The organism is Alphaproteobacteria bacterium HT1-32 (genome assembly GCA_009649675.1).
In the GTDB taxonomy this organism is placed as follows: domain Bacteria; phylum Pseudomonadota; class Alphaproteobacteria; order Rhodospirillales; family HT1-32; genus HT1-32.
Genome location: WJPL01000001.1, coordinates 1,341,208 through 1,358,172 on the forward strand (window position 1 = coordinate 1,341,208; position 16,965 = coordinate 1,358,172).

Sequence of the window (16,965 nt, forward strand, 5' to 3'; positions counted from 1 at the left end):
TCCCGTTATTTTGTTTGTTGATTTGAGGCATTCTCATGAAGCCCCGGAAACAGTCGCAGCCCGTTCGCGCCGGCCCGCCAGAAATTCGACGGTCAGCAGAACAAGAAGCACCGCGATTGAGATGAGGTTGATTGTCGTCCAGCCCGGCCCGGCAAGACCCAGCGGCAGGCTGGCCAGACCCAGAACCATGATGCCGCCCCGCATGACCGTTCCCAGCCGCCGGGTAAAGAATCCGACCACGGCAACAGAGGTTGCGACTACCCCCAGTACCATCTTGCCGAGATCAACGGCGATATCCCCGGTCGATCCGATCATCAGCAGGGTTGGCGTGCCGACAAAGATGAAGGGAATGATGTAGGAGGCCCAGCCGATCCGCATTGCGGCAAACCCGGTTGCCATCGCATCCGCCTTGGAGATTGCGGAGGCCGCGAAGGCGGCGAGGGCAATCGGCGGCGTGATCATCGACATCATGCCGAAATAGAGAATGAACATATGCGCCGCCAGCGGATCGACCCCGGCTTCGACAATGGCCGGCGCAACAAGGGCAGCCAGCAGCACATAAACACCGGAGGTCGGCAGCCCCATACCGAGAATGATGCTGATAACCGCCGATATGCCCAGAATCAGAACCAGATTGTTCCCGACACTGTCGACCAGCATCAGGGTCAGCGCAAAGCCCAGACCGGTGACATTCAGGATACCGATGATGAAACCGGCTGCGGCGACGATCAGCAGCAGATTGACCATCGACCTGCCGGTCTCCACACAGACCGCGACCAGCCCGGACAAGGTGATGCGATTGCCCCGATAGGGCCGGATCGCACCCACGATAATGATGGAAACAGCAGAATAGAGGGCAGCCGTTTCCGGATCGGTCTGCAGGCCGAACAGGGCACCGATCAGTATCACGAAAGGCAGAACCAGATGCCAGCCGGAGACCAGTACCTCACGGATTCCCGGCACATCCTGATCCACCACCTCGATCCCGTCACGGGCGGCGATCAGATCAACCTGCACAAAGACGCTGAGGTAATAGAGCATCGCCGGCAACAGCGCGGCCGCGGCGACCGTCATATAGGAAATATCCAGGAATTCAGCCATCAGGAAGGCCGCAGCCCCCATGATCGGCGGTGTCAGCTGACCCCCGGTTGAGGCGATGGCTTCAATTGCGCCGGCATCGGTCCGGCTGTAGCCGCCCCGGCGCATCAGCGGAATGGTAATGACCCCCGTGGTAACCACGTTGGAGACCGCACTGCCGGAAATCGAGCCGAACAGGGCCGAGGCAACCACCGATATCTTGGCCGCACCACCACGGCTGCGACCGGTCAGGGCGAGCGCGATATCGGTAAAGAATTCACCGCCACCGGCCCGGAACAGCAGATGGCCAAAGAACACGAACAACACCACAATCACCGCCCCCACGGTGAGTGGCGTCGAGAACACGGCACTGGGATCAAAACCGATATACTGAACAAGCTGAATATAGCTCATCTCGCGACCGACAAGCGGGCCGGGAACCCGGTGGGCCAGCAGGGCATAGACAATGAAAATCATGACGATCACGAAGATTGTCCAGCCGGAGCCCCGGCGAACCCCTTCCATCACCAGCATCACAACAACGCTGCCAATGATGGTCAGGCTCACCGGACGGTAGGCGATCTCTCCGAGCAGGGCCGGAAAGGCGACGGCGGCATAGGTCAGGGTCGCAAGACCGACAAGTCCCAGCAGGATATTCAGCAGGCCCGGTGCCTGATGGGTGCCCCGGAAGCCGGAGGTCAGATACAGCACAGCGATGGCAAGACCCAGTTCCATCGCGAGGAACTGTTCGGTCAGAATGGAAATGCCGATGCGGGTCGGCGCGTCCATGTTCCAGAGGATACACAGGACCGGCATCAGGAAGGCGCAGGCCGTTGCAAGCCTGCCTGCCAGCGCGCTGCCCGTGGTCATCGTCTCGCTGTCTCTCACCGTCATGCGGCGTGGTCCTTGTCGCCCGAGCGGGCTGAACCCGCGAGATCCTTGAGCGAAGCCGCAGAGGAGCGCACCAGTTCGTCAATTGCCCGCTCGTGATCGCTGCCCGATGTCGCCCCTTTTGCCAGCCGGTCGATCCGGTCATTGCTGACCAGCGCGTAATAGAGAGCGCCGAGCAGAAAATGACAGCGCCAGACGATGCTGCCCCGGTCTGCATCCGGCACGCAGCGGCCAATCGCATCGATAATGGCGCTGCTGGTCTCATCGAAGGATTCGGCGATGATCCGTTTCGCAGCCTCATTGCCTTCCATGGACAGAATGGCCCGCAGACGGGTAAAGCGGGCACCGCCACCGGCAATATCCGAGCGCGATGAAAAGGCCGGAACCACAAAGGCCCGGATGATCGCCAGCAGCCGGTCGTCCGGGTCAGAAATCCGTTCCGCCTCCGCCAGCATATCCAGCCGGCGCTGGTTCATGGGCCGGGTGTGACGGGCATAGATTTCCGCCAGCAGGTTTTCCTTTGTGCCAAAATGATAGGTGACGCCACCCAGGTTAATTCCGGCAGTTCGCGCAATCTCCCGCATGCCCACAGCATGAAATCCGCGCTCAGACATCAGGGTCTCTGCGGCGTCGAGAATCGCGTCACGTGTTGATGGTTTTTCCAATTTGGACGACCGTTCTGTTTTTCTGGTCATTTGTTTCCTTTAATTGGTCATACGTACAAACAGCAGGCGGCGTCAACAGAAATCATCCGCTGACAGCCGGGTGACTGAACCGGGTCTGGTGGTTTTTTGCCAGCCCTCCGGCGGGCTGGTCAGTCAGCGGGAGATTCTGGCGCAAGGTCGCGCAGTTGCTGAATCAGGACTTCCTGCAACTGGGTCGGTCGCCAGTCGAGGCGATGCATCAGGGCAATCTCCCGCGCCATGCCGGGCGGGTGAAAATCCAGCGACACCAGCAGACCCGCCTGCTCCTCAACCCGGACCTGACGGCGCGACAGCACGGTCAGGCGATCACTCGCAGCCAGCAGCCCGCGCACCATCAGCATTGATCCGGTTTCGATAACGCCGGTAGCCGGGGCATATCCGCTGCCCTCGAATATGGCATCACTGACAGCCCGGGTGGGCGTGCCCGGACGCGGAAGTACCCAGGGCCATGCGGCGAGATCAGCAATCTGAATATCAGTCCGTCCTGCCAGCGGATGACCCGCCCGGGCCATGACGGAAAGCTGGTCGGTAAACAGTACTTCCTGTACCAGCCCCGGCTCCGGATGCAGGCGGCGCGCACCGATCACCATATCAATCTCGCCATGTTGCAGGGCATGGTGGAGTTGCTCGAAGGAACCATCCTGCAGGAAAAAATCGGCCCGGGGATACCGCCGGCTGACTTCGGTAATGGCGAGGGGCAGCAGATCCGATTGTCCGAGCGCCAGTGACCCCACCGCGATCCGGCCTTCAAACCGGCCGCGGGCGATATCGAGATCATCGCCGATATTATCGACTTCCTTCAGCACCAGTGTTGCCTCAAGGGCAAATCCCGCCCCCAGCCGCGTCGGTGAAATGCCCCGGCTGGTACGTTCAAACAGGGAAACACCCAGCAGGGATTCAAGATCCCGAACCGCCCGGTGCACACTGGGCTGGGCCAGGCCAAGCTGGTCGGCGCCAGATTTGAACCCGCCCGTTGCAGCGACCGCACAGAGCGCAGAAAGCTGGGAGACGGAAATCATCCGGTCCACCTCGACCGGCAGACGGCTTGTGCTGCGGCGGTTGATCAGCAGGCGCTCAACAGCACGGCCCAGCCGGTCCGTTGCCCGGTCAATCCGCCGGGTGGCAATGCTGCCATAGGCGGTCGGGAAAACGCCGACATTCCGGCGTTCCAGCAGGCTGCAGCCGTAATAATCTTCCAGACGGGCAATAGCCTGACTGACAGCCGACTGCGACAAATGGGCAAGCTGGGCTGCACGGCTGACATTGTTATGACGAACGGTGAGACTGAAAGCCCGGAGATGTCGGATGTTGGGCCGTTTGAACATATGACATTTCCTGTTATCGAATAGCCAAATCTAATCTGAAAACGCCAGATTATCACTACCGGTACGGACAAATTCAGGGCAAACTCCAAATTGGCGGAAAATCTTTCTCCTTTCCGGCCGGCCCCGCTCAATCAGATCAGGACAAAATGATGGATCACCGCATCGAACAGGACGGCATCAGCCCCACCATGCTGACCCGGACAGAATTTCCCGGCGCGCTGGAATCGACCTATCTCAGTTCCTGCATGCGGGGGCTGATGCCCGCATCCGGGCGCAAGGCGCTGGACCGGCATCTCGACAGTCTGGTCACCGGACGGACAGACAAGGCCGGGCTGTTTGATCTGATGGAGGAAACCCGGTCACGGTTTGCCGGACTGGTCAACGCCGACCCCGACGAAATCGCCTTCACCAAGAACGTCTCCGAGGGGCTGAACATCATCGCCGCCTCCATGCCCTGGCAGGCCGGCGACAACGTGGTCGTCACCCTTGGCCTTGAACATCCGAACAATGTTTTTCCCTGGCTGAACCAGAAAGAGCGCACCGGCATCGAGGTTCGCATTGTGCCGGAACGTGACGGCCATATTGATATCGACGCGATGATTGCCGCCATTGACGACAAAACGCGGCTCGTTACCATGCCGACGGTAACCTTTTCCCCCGGCTTCCGCGCCGACACCCGGAAAATCGGCGCCTTCTGCCGTGAGCGCGACATCTTCCTGCTGGTCGATGCGGTACAGTCCGTCGGCGTGCTGAACTGTGACGTTCAGGACATGATCGTCGATGGCTTTGCCGTCTCGACCCAGAAAGGTCTCTGTGGTCTGTACGGCATGGGCTTTCTGTATTGTCGCCGCGACTGGGCCGACAGGATGACCCCGGCTTATCTCGCCCGGTTCGGCGTCGATCTGGGTGGCGGTGCCAGCGAGGCCGCCACCGCAACCCTCGGCTATGACCTGATGCCGGGCGCCCGGCGGTTTGATCTCGGCAATTACAATTACCCGGCAGCAGCCGTGGTTCATGAATCACTCGGCATTCTGGCCGATATCGGCATGGCAGAGGTCGAGCGTCATGTCACCAGCCTGTCCTGCGCTTTTGCCGACCGGATGCTGGCGCTGGGCCTGCCGGTCATGGGTGGACCATCCGGGCCGCATCTGGCCAGCATCGTCTCAATCGGCCATCTGGCGGAAGGACATGATTCCACCAGTGACAGCGATATTCAGGCCCTGTCGGATCACCTGACCGCACATGACGTGATCCACAGCATCCGTCGCGGCATGATGCGCTTCGCTTTTCATATTTATAATACAACGGCTGACATTGACCGGGTGGAAAGCCTGGTCCGCGACTGGCAGTCATCCCGATCATAACCGCCCCGGCCTCCCGGCCGGGCAACACCGGAACATCAGAACAAAGGGCTCTATCGATGAAATTCGCCAGCCGTATGGGCAATATCCAGACTTCCCCCAGCGCCGTCATGACCCAGAATTCACGGGATATGCGGGCAAAAGGGCTTGATGTCATCGCGCTTTCTTCGGGGCAGCCGGATTTCCCGACGCCACCGCATGTGATCGAGGCCGCCCATGTGGCCATGCTGCGGGGCGAAACCAAATATACGCCGATCGCCGGTTCGGTAGAAATGAAGCAGGCCGCCATCGACAAGCTGAAGCGTGAAAACGGCATCACCTATGCCATGAACGAGGTCATCATCGGCAATGGCGCAAAACAGGTCATTTTCAATGCCTTCATGGCCGGCACCGAACCCGGTGACGAAGTCATTCTGCCAGCCCCCTACTATGTCGCCTATGTGGACATGATCAAATTTGCCGGCGGCAAGCTGGTCACTGTTTCCTGCGCTGAAGATAACGGCTTCAAGCTGACCGGCGCACAGCTGGAAGCTGCGATTACCCCGAAGACCCGGTGGCTGCTGCTGAATTCGCCGAACAACCCGACCGGCGCAGTCTATGAGGAAGCCGATCTCCGGGAACTGGCGGACGTGCTGTTACGCCATCCGCATGTCGGCGTCATTTCCGATGACATTTATGAGCATATCGTGTTCGAGGGCCTGAAGCCGACGACCATCGTGGCCGTTGAGCCCGCCCTGAAAGACCGCACGATTACCGTCAACGGTATTTCCAAGGCGTTTGCCATGACCGGCTGGCGGGTTGGTTATGCGGCAGGCCCGGCAGCGATGATTGCGGAAATGCACAAACTGCAGTCGCTGGTGACATCCGGTGCCAGCTCCGTCGGTCAGGCCGCCGCCGTTGCTGCACTGAACGGACCCCAGGATTATCTGGCGGAACGGGCGAAATCCTTTGAGGAACGCCGTGATCTCGTCGCTTCGATGCTGAATCAGGCACCGGGCATCAGCTGCCCCCGCCCTAAAGGCGCGTTCTATGTCTATCCAAGCTGTGCCGGGGTCATCGGCAAGAAAACCCCGCAGGGCAAGGTGATCGAGAACGACCGGGACTTCGTCGAATATCTGCTGGAAACCGAATATGTCGCCACCGTGCATGGTGCTGCTTACGGTCTGTCGCCCTACTTCCGGATTTCCTATGCCTCCAGCACGGAAGAACTGACGGAAGCCTGTGAACGCATCCAGCGGGCCTGCACCGCGCTGACCTGATCAGGGTCTGATTACCCGCCTAATCGCCATCCGTGACAATGTCGCGGATGGCTTCGGCGGCGATGGTAATATCATCTTCCGAAACATCGAGATGAGTGACCGCACGGATACGGCGCTGATTCTGTGCGCCGACACGAATACCCTGTGCCAGCAGCCGCTTTGCGACTTCCGGTGCGCTCAGGCCGGTTTCTCCGACATCAAAGAAAACCAGGTTGGTCATGACGTCCGGCGGGTCCAGCCGGATACCGGGAATTCCCGCGATCTGCCGCGCAAAGCTCTGGGCATTAGCATGATCGGTAACCAGCTGATCCAGGTGATGATCCAGCGCATAAAGTCCTGCTGCGGCAATCACCCCGGATTGCCGCATGGCACCGCCAAGCCGGTGCTTCCAGTCCCATGCCTGTTCGATGAAATCACGGCTACCGGTCAGAACGCTGCCAATCGGCGCTCCCAGCCCCTTCGACAGATCAATCCAGACACTGTCGCAGGGTGCCGCAAAGTCAGATGCCGGGACATTTGATGCCGCTGCCGCATTCAGCAGACGGGCACCGTCCATATGCACGCTTAAGCCATGTGACCGGGCCATCTCTGCCACTTCCGTCACTGTCGTCAGCGGCCAGATCACACCGCCTCCGCGATTTGTCGTCTGTTCGATATGCGCCAGCCGTGACCGGGGGGAGCGTGAACGGGCAGGGCGAATGGCCGCTTCCAGTTCTGCGGCTGAATAAATACCAAGGCTGGTCGGGATCGGCGTGATCGATACACCCCCCAGAGCCGCCGGAGCACCGCCCTCTGATCCGATGATATGGGCATGGGAATCACAGATAATGTCATCCCCGGCCCGGCAATGGGTCAGGATCGCCACCACGTTCGACATGATACCCGACGGCAGCAGCATTGCCGCTTCCTTGCCGAGCATACCGGCAACCCGTTCACAAAGCGCGTTTGTTGTCGGGTCTTCGCCCTTCTGCTCATCTCCCACTTCTGCCCGCGCCATGGCCTCGCGCATGCCGGCTGATGGCCGGGTCGAGGTATCACTGGAAAGATCAATACGTATTCCGGTCATTTGCGTCAGACCGCCTGCAAGGTGGCAAAAAACTGATCGATGTCTGCCCTGTTATTGTAGAAATGCAGGGAGGCCCGCAGATGCCCGTCCTTCTCGGCAACAATGACATCACGTTCCTTCAGGGCCTGTACGGTTTCGCCCGCATGGCGCCCGAGGTCGAGACTGACAATACCCGCCCGGTCGGCCCAGGGACGCGGCGTGCGGACCCGGACCTGATGACGATCCGCCTGCTCGATCAGATAACTGGTCAGCTCGCAGACCCGCGCTTCAATATTCGCCAGACCGATGGATTTCACATATTCCGCCGAGCGCCGCTGAACCCAGGTCCCGAGAAAGTTCGGATTGCCATATTCAAACCGGTGCGCATCATCCGCAAGGGCCGGTTCCGGCACTGTCCGGTCCAGCGTATTGAAGCTGAATTTCGCGGCGTAAGGTGGCTGCACCATCGAGATCATTTCCGGCGTCATATACATGAACCCGGCACCGGCCAGACTGAACTGCGCCTTGTGACCACCGGCAATCAGAACGTCGACGCCGAGATCACGGATGGAATCACCCAGAATGCCCACGGCCTGAATGCCGTCGACCATCAGTTTCACACCCTTTTCATGGCAGAACCCGGCCAGCTTCGGCAGATCGGTGCGGAAACCGTTGCCATACACCACCCATGCAGCAGCAAGAATGCGGGTCCGGTCATCTACCAGCTTGCGATACTGGTCGATGGTGACACGACCGTCTTCATCCGGCTCTGCCATCCGGATTTCAATGCCGCGCCGGGCCAGATGCCGCCAGGGGAAGGTGTTGTTCTCATGTTCAAATTCACTGATGACGACGTTATCTCCGGCTTTCCAGGGAAAACCCTGAGCCAGGATATTCACACCTTCCGAAGTGTTCTTGATGAGCGCGATACAGTCACGGTCCGCGCCATACAGATCGGCCACCGCGTCACGGGTTTTCTCGATCTCGCCCATCGAGAATGCGGTATCCCCTGCATCGTCATAAATATCGGCCATCCAGGACTGCATGCTGGCTTCGACCGAGCGCGGCAGGATCGCCTTGTTCGCGAGATTCAGATAACAAAATTTCTCTGTCGTCGGGAAGTCGCGACGCAGCGCCTCCCAGTCAACCGGGGAGGCTGTCGTCCCGCTCATAACACGCTGCCTTGCATTGTTTTCAACTTCAGTGAGTCAGAATCTGTTTCAGGAAAAGCTGGGTGCGTTCGCTTTCCGGATTGGTGAAGAACACCTCCGGCTTCGCGATTTCGACCACTTCGCCCTTGTCCATGAAGATCATGGTATCAGCGACGGTCTTGGCGAAGCCCATTTCATGGGTGACGACGACCATGGTCATGCCTTCGTCGGCCAGTTCCACCATCACGTCGAGCACTTCCTTGATCATTTCAGGATCCAGCGCCGATGTCGGTTCATCGAACAGCATCACCCGCGGCTGCATGCAGAGCGACCGGGCAATGGCGACACGCTGCTGCTGACCACCGGAAAGCTGGCCGGGATATTTGTAGGCCTGCTCCGGTATCTGCACCCGTTCCAGATACTGCATGGCGATGGCTTCCGCCTCGGCTTTCGGCATCTTGCGAACCAGCATCGGTGCCAGTGTCAGGTTGTCGATCACCCGCATATGCGGGAACAGGTTGAACGACTGGAACACCATGCCGACCTCACTGCGCACCGCCTCGATATTCTTGAGGTTATCGGTCAGCTCGATACCGTCGACGATGATGCGGCCCCGCTGGTGATGTTCCAGCCGGTTGATACAGCGGATCATCGTTGACTTGCCGGAGCCGGAAGGGCCGCAAACCACGACCTTCTCTCCCCGGCGGACCTTGATATTCACATCGCAGAGCGCCTGAAAATCACCATACCACTTGTTCACATCGATCAGCTCGATGGCGAGGTCGTCAGAGGCAGTTGTTGTCGTCTGGTCATTCATCATTGTTTTCCCGGAACCTAGAACCGTTTGCCTTCGCCCAGCCAGCGTTCAACGAGCTGGCTGTACTTGGACAGCACATAACAGAAGCAGAAATAGACAAGGCCAACACAGAGATAGGCCTCGACCGTGAAGAGTCGCCAGACCGGGTCCTGCATGACCGAGGTCGTCGCGGTCAGGATGTCGAACAGTCCGATGATCAGCACAAAGGAGGTATTCTTGAAGGCCGCAATCACATGATTGACGATCCCCGGCAGACAGATCCGCAGAGCCTGCGGCAGAATGATCCGGATCATCGTATTCCAGTAACCGAGACCCAGGGCCTCCGCCGCCTCATACTGACCGCGGGGAATGGCCTGCAAGCCGCCCCGGATCACCTCTGCCTCATAACAGGCAAAGAAGACCGCCATCCCGAACATGACCCGCATCAGCTTGTCGAATTCCAGACCCTGCGGCAGGAACAGCGGGAATACGTTGACCGCCACAAACAGAATGGTGATCAGCGGCACCCCGCGCAGACTTTCGATGAAAATCACGCAGACCGCCTTGATCATCGGCATGTCGGACCGTCGGCCCAGTGCCAGCAGAACCGAGGTCGGGAAACCGATCACCAGTGTGCCGGTAAACAGCACCATGGTCAGCGGCAGACCACCCCACTGGCTGGTATCCACTTCCATCAGCCCGAACACCCCGCCCCACAGCAGGGTCAGGGTCGAGACCAGTGCGAACAGCCAGAGCGGCACCAGTATCCGGTAGCTCCAGAAACGCGGCATCATGGTCATGGCGATGACACCGAGATAGATGATCAGCGCAATCACCAGCCGCCAGTGTTCCTCGTAAGGATAGACACCGAAGAACATCGGCCGGTGTTTCTCACCCACCACGGCCCAGCAGGCGCCTTCTGCAGCCCGGCAGGTTTCATGGCTTTCCGCCACAAAGACCGCATCAACAAGCCCCCAGCTGATGAAGGCGGGGACGGCATAATACAATCCGGTCAGGCACAGAATGGTGACGACCACATTGAACGGGCTGCTGGCCAGGTTTTCCCGCATCCAGCGCAGCACCGGAATCCGTTCCGTCGGCGGCGGTGCCGTCCGGGTCGGGCCGGCAGTTTCAGGAGCGGTGGTTTTCAAATCGACTTCCATGATCTCAGCGCTCCTTGATCGCGACGAAGCGGTTATAGAAATTCATGCAGATCGAGATGAAGATGCTGATCGACAGATAGACCACCATCATCACGGCAATGGCTTCGACTGCCTGTCCGGTCTGGTTAAGGGTGGTATTACCGACATTGACCAGATCCGGATAACCGATCAGCACGCCCAGCGATGAATTCTTGATCAGACTGAGATACTGGCTGGTTGTCGGCGGCACGATAACCCGCAGCGCCTGCGGCATGATGATATAGCGCATCACGAAACCGGGGCGGACACCCAGCGCGCGGGCCGCCTCGATCTGCCCATGCGGCACCGACTGGATACCGGCACGGACAATCTCCGCAATGAAGGCTGCGGTATAGGCGGTAATACCGACCAGCAGGGCAATGAATTCCGGTGACAGTTGCAGGCCACCCTGGAAATTGAACCCGCGCAGCGCCGGGACATCCCATTCCAGCGGCGCGCCAGCCACCAGCCAGATCAGCAGCGGTGGTGCAATCAGGACAGCCAGGCCGGACCAGAGCGTCGAAATATAACGTCCTGTACGTTCACGCTGTTTCTGCGCCCAGCGATTGAGCAGAAAAACACCGACAATACCGGCGAGCAGGCCCACCCCGACCCATGGATAGATGCTGTCATAAACCGGAAAGGGCATCACGACCCCGCGATTCATGATGAAGGCCCCCTCAAAGGGGATAATGGCCTGACGCGGTGCCGGCATCAGGTGAATCAGCGTCCCCCAGAAGATCACATGCAGCACCACCGGCACATTGCGGCAGACCTCCACATACATGGAGGACAGGCTGGCCAGCAGCCAGTTGCTGGACACCCGCGCAATACCGATAAAGATCCCGAGGATCGTTGCCATGACGATACCGAACATCGCAACGCGCAATGTGTTCAGAATACCGACAAACAGTGCCCGGCCGTAGGTATCGCCTGCATTAAAGGGGATGACGGTCTCACCAATATCGAAACCGGCGGATAAATGAAGGAAGTCCCAGCCCGTGGCGATACCCTGCCGCGAGAGGTTCTCATTCACATTGCTGTACAGATACCAGGCGAGACTGCCGAGCAGGAGACACAGGATGGCCTGATAGGCAATGCTGCGAAAAGCCTTGTTGTGCAGAACCGACTGGTCGGTCTTGTTCATATTCATCGAGAAAATAGCACCCGTTGGCGCGGCAAACGCGCGGCTATGACATGGCAGATCATGCCCGGCGCAGACAGAAGAGGCTGCACCGGGAATGTCGGGTAACGATGGTCCGGCCGCGGATCAGAAATCCCGTCCGGACCATCGGATACCGGCCTTACTTCATCGGGAAGCCGTACATCAGGCCGCCATTGGTCCAGAGATTGTTGATCCCCCGGTCAAGATTCAGCGGCGGGCCCCAGTTGCGGTCATAGATTTCCGCATAATTGCCGACCTGCTTGATGATGTTGTACGCCCAGTCGGCTTTCAGGCCGAGCTTGACGCCAAGATCATCCTTCACACCCAGCAGGCGCTGGATTTCAATGTTCGGCGACTTTTTCATCTCGTCGACATTGGCCGAAGAGACGCCATATTCTTCCGCATTGAAGGTCGCATAGGTGACCCATTTGATGATGTCGAACCACTGGTCATCACCAGCCCGGACGCCAATGCCAAGCGGCTCTTTGGAAAACACGCCGGGCAGAATGGCATGCTCTGCCGGAACCTTCGCATCATACTGACGGTGACCCGGAAGACCGGCCTGATCCATCGACAGCACATCGCAGCGACCGGACATGTAGGAACCGACGAGCTGCTTCGAGCTTTCGATAACCACCGGTTTGTAATCGAGCTTTCTGGCTGCAAACAGCGAGGCAATGTTCTTTTCCGTGGTCGAGCCGGGGAATACGCAGATCGTCGCCCCGTTGAGATCTTCCAGTTTCTTCGCGCCGATTTCCGTACGCACCATAAAGCCGGTGCCGGTATAGAAGGTCGGCGGGCCAAAGTTCAGGCCAAGCGCGGCATCACGGGTGAGGGTAATTGTTGTGGTGCGCGACAGCATGTCGATTTCACCGGACTGAAGGGCCGGGAACCGCTGGACACTGCCCATCGGCAGATATTTGACCTTGTCGGCATCGCCGAGCACAGCAGCAGCGACTGCCTTGCAGAAATCAACATCCAGACCGGACCATTTGCCCTGACTGTCCGCGGAGGCAAAGCCATACCGGCCCTGATGAATGCCGCACAGCAGTTCGCCGCGTTCCTTAACTGCTTTAAGCGTTGGCCCGTCTTCAGCAAATGCGGGCGCTGTCCCTGTCAGACCGACGCCGCCGGCAACCGCCAGCATCGAAAGTGTTTTGAGTATTCGTGTCATAAAAAGTCTCCCTGTTTCGAGCGCGGACGGCTGGCGCGCACCATACAAACTGCTTCCGTCAATATCCGGCCTGCAACTCTGGCAGTTCCGGACACTCCCGAGTGACATCTGCACCTTCTGGCGCTTATCTGTTGTCACTATAAAGCCTCCCCCGACCGGACATGCCGGATATTCGGCGCCGGCAACACCGGAATTGACTTCATTCCGGCACCTGTCGAAACAACGACAATTCTCTCTCCGCCCTCAATTACGCCAAGTTCCCGGGCCTTGTGCAAGCCGGCAACTGCAGTCGCTGATTCCGAGCAGGGAAAAATCCCTTCATGGCGGGTGATGGTACCAACCATATCGACCGCCTCCCCGGTGGAAACAGTCACAGCCGTCCCGCCGGTCCGCCGGACGATTTCGAGAACTTTCTGATCGCCGGGCGGGCGGGTGGATTTCAGGCCGCCGGGCGGCACATCAATATCCGGCCACAGATCGGCATGATCCGCGCCGTTCTCAAAAGCGCGGACAATCGGTGCGCAGCCTTCATACTGGGTAACAATCAGTTTCGGCAGGGGTCCGGCTGCAATCCAGCCCAGCGCCTGCAATTCCTCAAACGCCTTGTAAATGGCAATCGCCCCAAGCCCGCCGCCCGTCGGATAGACAATGACATCCGGCAGGGTCCAGCCAAGCTGTTCGGCGATTTCCAGACCCATCGTCTTTTTGCCTTCAAGGCGATAAGGTTCTTTCAGGGTCCGGACATCGCACCAGCCCCTGGTCGCTACAGCGTCGCCAACCATACCCCCGGCATCCCGCCAGGGACCGTCCAGAATACAGGTGTCGGCCCCCGCCAGCGCACTTTGCTGCAGGCTTGCCGGCAACACGTCGTCCGGCATCAGATTGACGCAGCGCATACCGGCACGCGCCGCATACAGGCCCCAGGATCCACCGGCATTACCGGAGCTGTTATGGACAACCGTCGTCACGCCAAGTTCACGCAGGCGGGTAATCGAAACACTGGCACCACGGTCCTTGAAGGTGCCGGAGGGATTGCGCCCCTCATCCTTCAGGAACAGCCGGTCATAACCGAGATGACGGCCCAGCGACGGCGTCGCCAGCATCGGTGTCCAGCCCTCGGCAAGACTGACGGCGGTCTCCGGTGTTTCCACCGGCAGCAGGGCGGCATAACGCCACAGCGTCGCCGGTCCCCGTGAAATGGAATCCCGGTCAAGTTCAGCTTTCAGACGCTTCAGGTCATAGGAGACAACCGGAAAATCACCGGGCGTCAGAGCTGAGGATCCAAGATTGCTGACCGGCTCACCGGAATGCCAGCTGGCGATTCTGTCGACATACGTCACGCCCCGACCACCTTTCGATAAAGATCCGGCTGTACAGCAACATGCAGCGTCTCGAAAATGCGTGACCGGACCTCAAGACCAACCACCAGATGATCGCAGACCAGTTGCCGGGCAACTGCCGGATCACCACTGACAATCGCGTCCAGTATGCCGAGATGTTCCCGCACTGATTCCAGCACCCATCCGTGGTCGTAATGCCGGGGCAGGCCCAGGGTCACCGAATGGCGCAATCGCATCGGCTCATAAATTTCCAGCAGATAGCGATTCCGGGCCGCCCGGAACATCTCGACATGGAATTCCTGACCGCATCTGTGAATTTCGTTCAGGTCATAGGATTCCGGCCGCTCGATCATATCAACGAAGGCGCGGCGATAGCGGGAAAATTCAGGCGTTGGGCCCCGTTCCGCAGCAAGATAGGCCGCCGTGCCTTCAAGGCCGAACCGGACCTCGTAAATTTCGGTAACATCTGCCGGGGTCAGCTTGTTGACGTAAGTTCCCCGCGCCGGGCGGACCGTCAGCAGGCCTTCCGCCGTCAGGCGCTTGATGGCTTCCCGGACCGGTGTTCGGCCCATGCCCAGACTGTCTGCCAGCTTGCGCTCTGACAACGGCTCTCCCGGATCAAATTCTCCACCGAGAATCTGGTCCAGAAGCCGCTGATAGGCGCGGTCGCGCTCGAAGATCGAGGTATCCGACATACCGGTATACCAGCCGAATTTGAGAATCGAGTCAACGGAGAAAAAGCGGTAAATTTGCCATCTCTCTCATTTCTCAGGACTGCCCGTTTAGACGATCAGGGGAAAAATGACCGGGACATTCTGTCGGTTATTTCCTGACCCGGAGGCCATCTGGCAGCGGTCAGGATTCCGGGTAAATAGCGTGAACAGATAACCGGGGAGGTGAGATAAAATCCCGACAGGAAAACAATTATGCCCCTGAATTATCGCGAATTGCCCTGCCGGACAGAAATCCTGAATAGCAAAAAGTGATAAGCTGATACGCAGAACGTGCTTCTCTCCCGGCGCGGCGGGAGTAGGCTTGCCAACAGTAACAGATCAGGATGATTCTCATGGCTTCAAAAACTGCACTGGTGGTCAGCGCACATGCTGCCGACTTTGTCTGGCGCTGCGCCGGCGCCATCGCGCTGCATACCGAAAAGGGCTACAACGTCACCGTTGTCTGCCTGTCCTTCGGCGAACGTGGCGAGTCGGCAAAACTCTGGAAAAAAGGTGACGTCACGCTGGAGCAGGTCAAGACCGACCGCCGTGGCGAGGCCGAAGCCGCCGCAAAGGCGCTGGGCGTTCACGATATCCAGTTTTTCGACCAAGGTGATTACCCGCTGGTCATGGATATGGACGGCAAGATGCGTCTGGTCGATGTGATGCGTCAGGTGCAGCCTGAATTCATCATGTCCCACTCTCAGTCCGATCCCTACAACACCGACCACCCCTACGCGACGGCAGTGACCATGGAATGCCGCATGATTGCGCAGGCCTGGGGACATAATCCCGGCGAGAAAGTGCTGGGCGCGCCGCAGATGTATCTGTTCGAACCGCACCAGACCGAACAATGTGGCTGGAAGCCGGATACCATCCTCGACATCACCGATGTCTGGGACAAGAAAATGGCTGCCATCAAATGCATGGCCGGGCAGGAGCATCTCTGGGATTACTACACCAATGTCGGTGAAAACCGGGGCAATCAGTTCCGCCGCAATTCCGGCGGACAGGCCGGTGGCCGCCCGGCCCGCTATGCGGAAGCCTTCCAGTCGATCTTCCCGCGCACGGTTGACCAGCTATGACCGGTATTGTTGTCACCGATGTCCCCCGCGCGGCCACGGAAACCATTGCCGGACTGGCGGAATGCGGCGTCGCCACGGTGCATGAGGCACAGGGTCGCACCGGCCTGCTGCAAAGCCATATGCGCCCGATCTATCCCGGCGCCCGGATTGCCGGATCAGCGGTTACCGTGTCCGTTGCACCCGCAGATAACTGGATGCTGCATGTTGCGGTCGAACAATGTGGCGCGGGCGATATTCTTGTCGTCGCCCCGACATCCCCCAGCGATGCGGGCTATTTCGGCGAGTTGCTGGCCCAGTCCCTGAAATCACGCGGCGTCATCGGGATTGTCATCGAAGCCGGTGTGCGTGATGTCGCGGAACTGACGGAAATGGGCTTCCCGGCCTGGTCGAAAGCGGTCTCCGCTCAGGGCACCGTGAAAGAAACCATCGGATCGGTGAACCTTCCCATCGTCTGCGCCGGTGCGGCGATCAGCCCCGGCGATGTCATTATTGCCGATGATGATGGTGTCTGCGTGGTCAGCCGGGAGTCAGCCGATGCGGTGCTGGAGAAGTCCCGGCAACGCGTTGCCAAGGAAGATATCACCCGCGCGAAACTGATCTCCGGTGAACTTGGCCTGGATTACTACGGCATGCGTGAACGGCTGGCGGAAAAAGGGCTGCGCTACGTCACCCATGCCGACTACAGCAAGGAGGGCTGA

At 59.2% G+C, this 16,965-nt stretch carries 15 protein-coding genes; 4 read left to right on the plus strand and 11 right to left on the minus strand.

Annotated elements, in window-relative coordinates; translation table 11 throughout:
* Positions 1–33: 33 nt before the first annotated feature.
* From GH722_06320 to GH722_06330, 3 genes are all read right to left on the minus strand, one after another.
* Entirely contained in the window at positions 34–1,971 is a 1,938-nt protein-coding gene (locus tag GH722_06320) for a TRAP transporter fused permease subunit (GenBank protein MRG71372.1), read from the minus strand.
* The gene (locus GH722_06325) at positions 1,968–2,663 is read right to left on the minus strand and encodes a TetR family transcriptional regulator (protein ID MRG71373.1); all 696 of its coding nucleotides are present in this window, start codon (positions 2,661–2,663) and stop codon (positions 1,968–1,970) included. The genes GH722_06320 and GH722_06325 overlap by 4 nt, the downstream gene beginning before the upstream one ends.
* Before the next feature lie 119 nt (positions 2,664–2,782).
* Positions 2,783–3,997, minus strand: coding sequence for a LysR family transcriptional regulator (locus GH722_06330; protein MRG71374.1), 1,215 nt, complete (start codon positions 3,995–3,997; stop codon positions 2,783–2,785).
* 146 nt (positions 3,998–4,143) lie between these two features.
* Between GH722_06330 and GH722_06335 the strand changes: the two genes are divergently transcribed.
* Both GH722_06335 and GH722_06340 read left to right on the plus strand, forming a co-directional pair.
* The gene (locus GH722_06335; protein MRG71375.1) at positions 4,144–5,361 is read left to right on the plus strand and encodes an aminotransferase class V-fold PLP-dependent enzyme; all 1,218 of its coding nucleotides are present in this window, start codon (positions 4,144–4,146) and stop codon (positions 5,359–5,361) included.
* Between the two features lie 56 nt (positions 5,362–5,417).
* Positions 5,418–6,617, plus strand: coding sequence for an aminotransferase class I/II-fold pyridoxal phosphate-dependent enzyme (locus GH722_06340; GenBank protein MRG71376.1), 1,200 nt, complete (start codon positions 5,418–5,420; stop codon positions 6,615–6,617).
* 19 nt (positions 6,618–6,636) lie between these two features.
* Here the strand turns inward: GH722_06340 and GH722_06345 are convergent, their stop codons facing one another.
* The 8 genes from GH722_06345 to GH722_06380 form a co-directional block, all read right to left on the minus strand.
* Positions 6,637–7,683, minus strand: a complete 1,047-nt coding sequence (locus GH722_06345; protein MRG71377.1) for a low specificity L-threonine aldolase — start codon at positions 7,681–7,683, stop codon at positions 6,637–6,639.
* Between the two features lie 5 nt (positions 7,684–7,688).
* Positions 7,689–8,834 (minus strand): aminotransferase class V-fold PLP-dependent enzyme, encoded by a 1,146-nt coding sequence (locus GH722_06350; protein ID MRG71378.1) that lies wholly within the window; start codon positions 8,832–8,834, stop codon positions 7,689–7,691.
* 28 nt (positions 8,835–8,862) lie between these two features.
* A complete protein-coding gene (locus GH722_06355; protein ID MRG71379.1) occupies positions 8,863–9,630 on the minus strand; it encodes an ATP-binding cassette domain-containing protein in 768 nt (255 codons plus the stop codon).
* A 17-nt stretch (positions 9,631–9,647) separates the two neighbouring features.
* On the minus strand, positions 9,648–10,772 hold the full coding sequence (locus GH722_06360) for an ABC transporter permease subunit (GenBank protein MRG71380.1): 1,125 nt from the start codon (positions 10,770–10,772) through the stop codon (positions 9,648–9,650).
* Positions 10,773–10,776: 4 nt separating this feature from the next.
* Positions 10,777–11,943 (minus strand): ABC transporter permease subunit, encoded by a 1,167-nt coding sequence (locus GH722_06365; protein ID MRG71381.1) that lies wholly within the window; start codon positions 11,941–11,943, stop codon positions 10,777–10,779.
* Between the two features lie 151 nt (positions 11,944–12,094).
* A complete protein-coding gene (locus GH722_06370; protein MRG71382.1) occupies positions 12,095–13,129 on the minus strand; it encodes a transporter substrate-binding domain-containing protein in 1,035 nt (344 codons plus the stop codon).
* A gap of 137 nt (positions 13,130–13,266) precedes the next feature.
* Entirely contained in the window at positions 13,267–14,469 is a 1,203-nt protein-coding gene (locus GH722_06375; GenBank protein ID MRG71383.1) for a threonine synthase, read from the minus strand.
* Positions 14,466–15,164 carry an FCD domain-containing protein gene (locus GH722_06380; GenBank protein ID MRG71384.1) on the minus strand — a complete coding sequence of 233 codons (699 nt, stop codon included), beginning with the start codon at positions 15,162–15,164 and terminating at the stop codon, positions 14,466–14,468. The genes GH722_06375 and GH722_06380 overlap by 4 nt, the downstream gene beginning before the upstream one ends.
* Before the next feature lie 371 nt (positions 15,165–15,535).
* Here GH722_06380 and GH722_06385 point away from each other — a divergent pair, with 371 nt between their 5' ends.
* Together GH722_06385 and ligK are read left to right on the plus strand one after the other, a co-directional pair.
* Positions 15,536–16,267, plus strand: a complete 732-nt coding sequence (locus GH722_06385) for a PIG-L domain-containing protein (GenBank protein ID MRG71385.1) — start codon at positions 15,536–15,538, stop codon at positions 16,265–16,267.
* Positions 16,264–16,965 carry a 4-carboxy-4-hydroxy-2-oxoadipate aldolase/oxaloacetate decarboxylase gene (gene ligK, locus GH722_06390; GenBank protein ID MRG71386.1) on the plus strand — a complete coding sequence of 234 codons (702 nt, stop codon included), beginning with the start codon at positions 16,264–16,266 and terminating at the stop codon, positions 16,963–16,965. Before GH722_06385 ends, ligK begins: the two co-directional genes overlap by 4 nt.

What these genes read in the sequence shown, in the direction of transcription:
- GH722_06320 (MRG71372.1), bottom strand. Translation starts at nt 1,971, where the DNA reads ATGACGGTGAGAGACAGCGAGACGATGACCACGGGCAGCGCGCTGGCA.
- GH722_06325 (MRG71373.1), bottom strand. Translation starts at nt 2,663, where the DNA reads ATGACCAGAAAAACAGAACGGTCGTCCAAATTGGAAAAACCATCAACA.
- GH722_06330 (MRG71374.1), bottom strand. Translation starts at nt 3,997, where the DNA reads ATGTTCAAACGGCCCAACATCCGACATCTCCGGGCTTTCAGTCTCACC.
- GH722_06335 (MRG71375.1), top strand. Translation starts at nt 4,144, where the DNA reads ATGATGGATCACCGCATCGAACAGGACGGCATCAGCCCCACCATGCTG.
- GH722_06340 (MRG71376.1), top strand. Translation starts at nt 5,418, where the DNA reads ATGAAATTCGCCAGCCGTATGGGCAATATCCAGACTTCCCCCAGCGCC.
- GH722_06345 (MRG71377.1), bottom strand. Translation starts at nt 7,683, where the DNA reads ATGACCGGAATACGTATTGATCTTTCCAGTGATACCTCGACCCGGCCA.
- GH722_06350 (MRG71378.1), bottom strand. Translation starts at nt 8,834, where the DNA reads ATGAGCGGGACGACAGCCTCCCCGGTTGACTGGGAGGCGCTGCGTCGC.
- GH722_06355 (MRG71379.1), bottom strand. Translation starts at nt 9,630, where the DNA reads ATGAATGACCAGACGACAACAACTGCCTCTGACGACCTCGCCATCGAG.
- GH722_06360 (MRG71380.1), bottom strand. Translation starts at nt 10,772, where the DNA reads ATGGAAGTCGATTTGAAAACCACCGCTCCTGAAACTGCCGGCCCGACC.
- GH722_06365 (MRG71381.1), bottom strand. Translation starts at nt 11,943, where the DNA reads ATGAATATGAACAAGACCGACCAGTCGGTTCTGCACAACAAGGCTTTT.
- GH722_06370 (MRG71382.1), bottom strand. Translation starts at nt 13,129, where the DNA reads ATGACACGAATACTCAAAACACTTTCGATGCTGGCGGTTGCCGGCGGC.
- GH722_06380 (MRG71384.1), bottom strand. Translation starts at nt 15,164, where the DNA reads ATGTCGGATACCTCGATCTTCGAGCGCGACCGCGCCTATCAGCGGCTT.
- GH722_06385 (MRG71385.1), top strand. Translation starts at nt 15,536, where the DNA reads ATGGCTTCAAAAACTGCACTGGTGGTCAGCGCACATGCTGCCGACTTT.
- ligK (MRG71386.1), top strand. Translation starts at nt 16,264, where the DNA reads ATGACCGGTATTGTTGTCACCGATGTCCCCCGCGCGGCCACGGAAACC.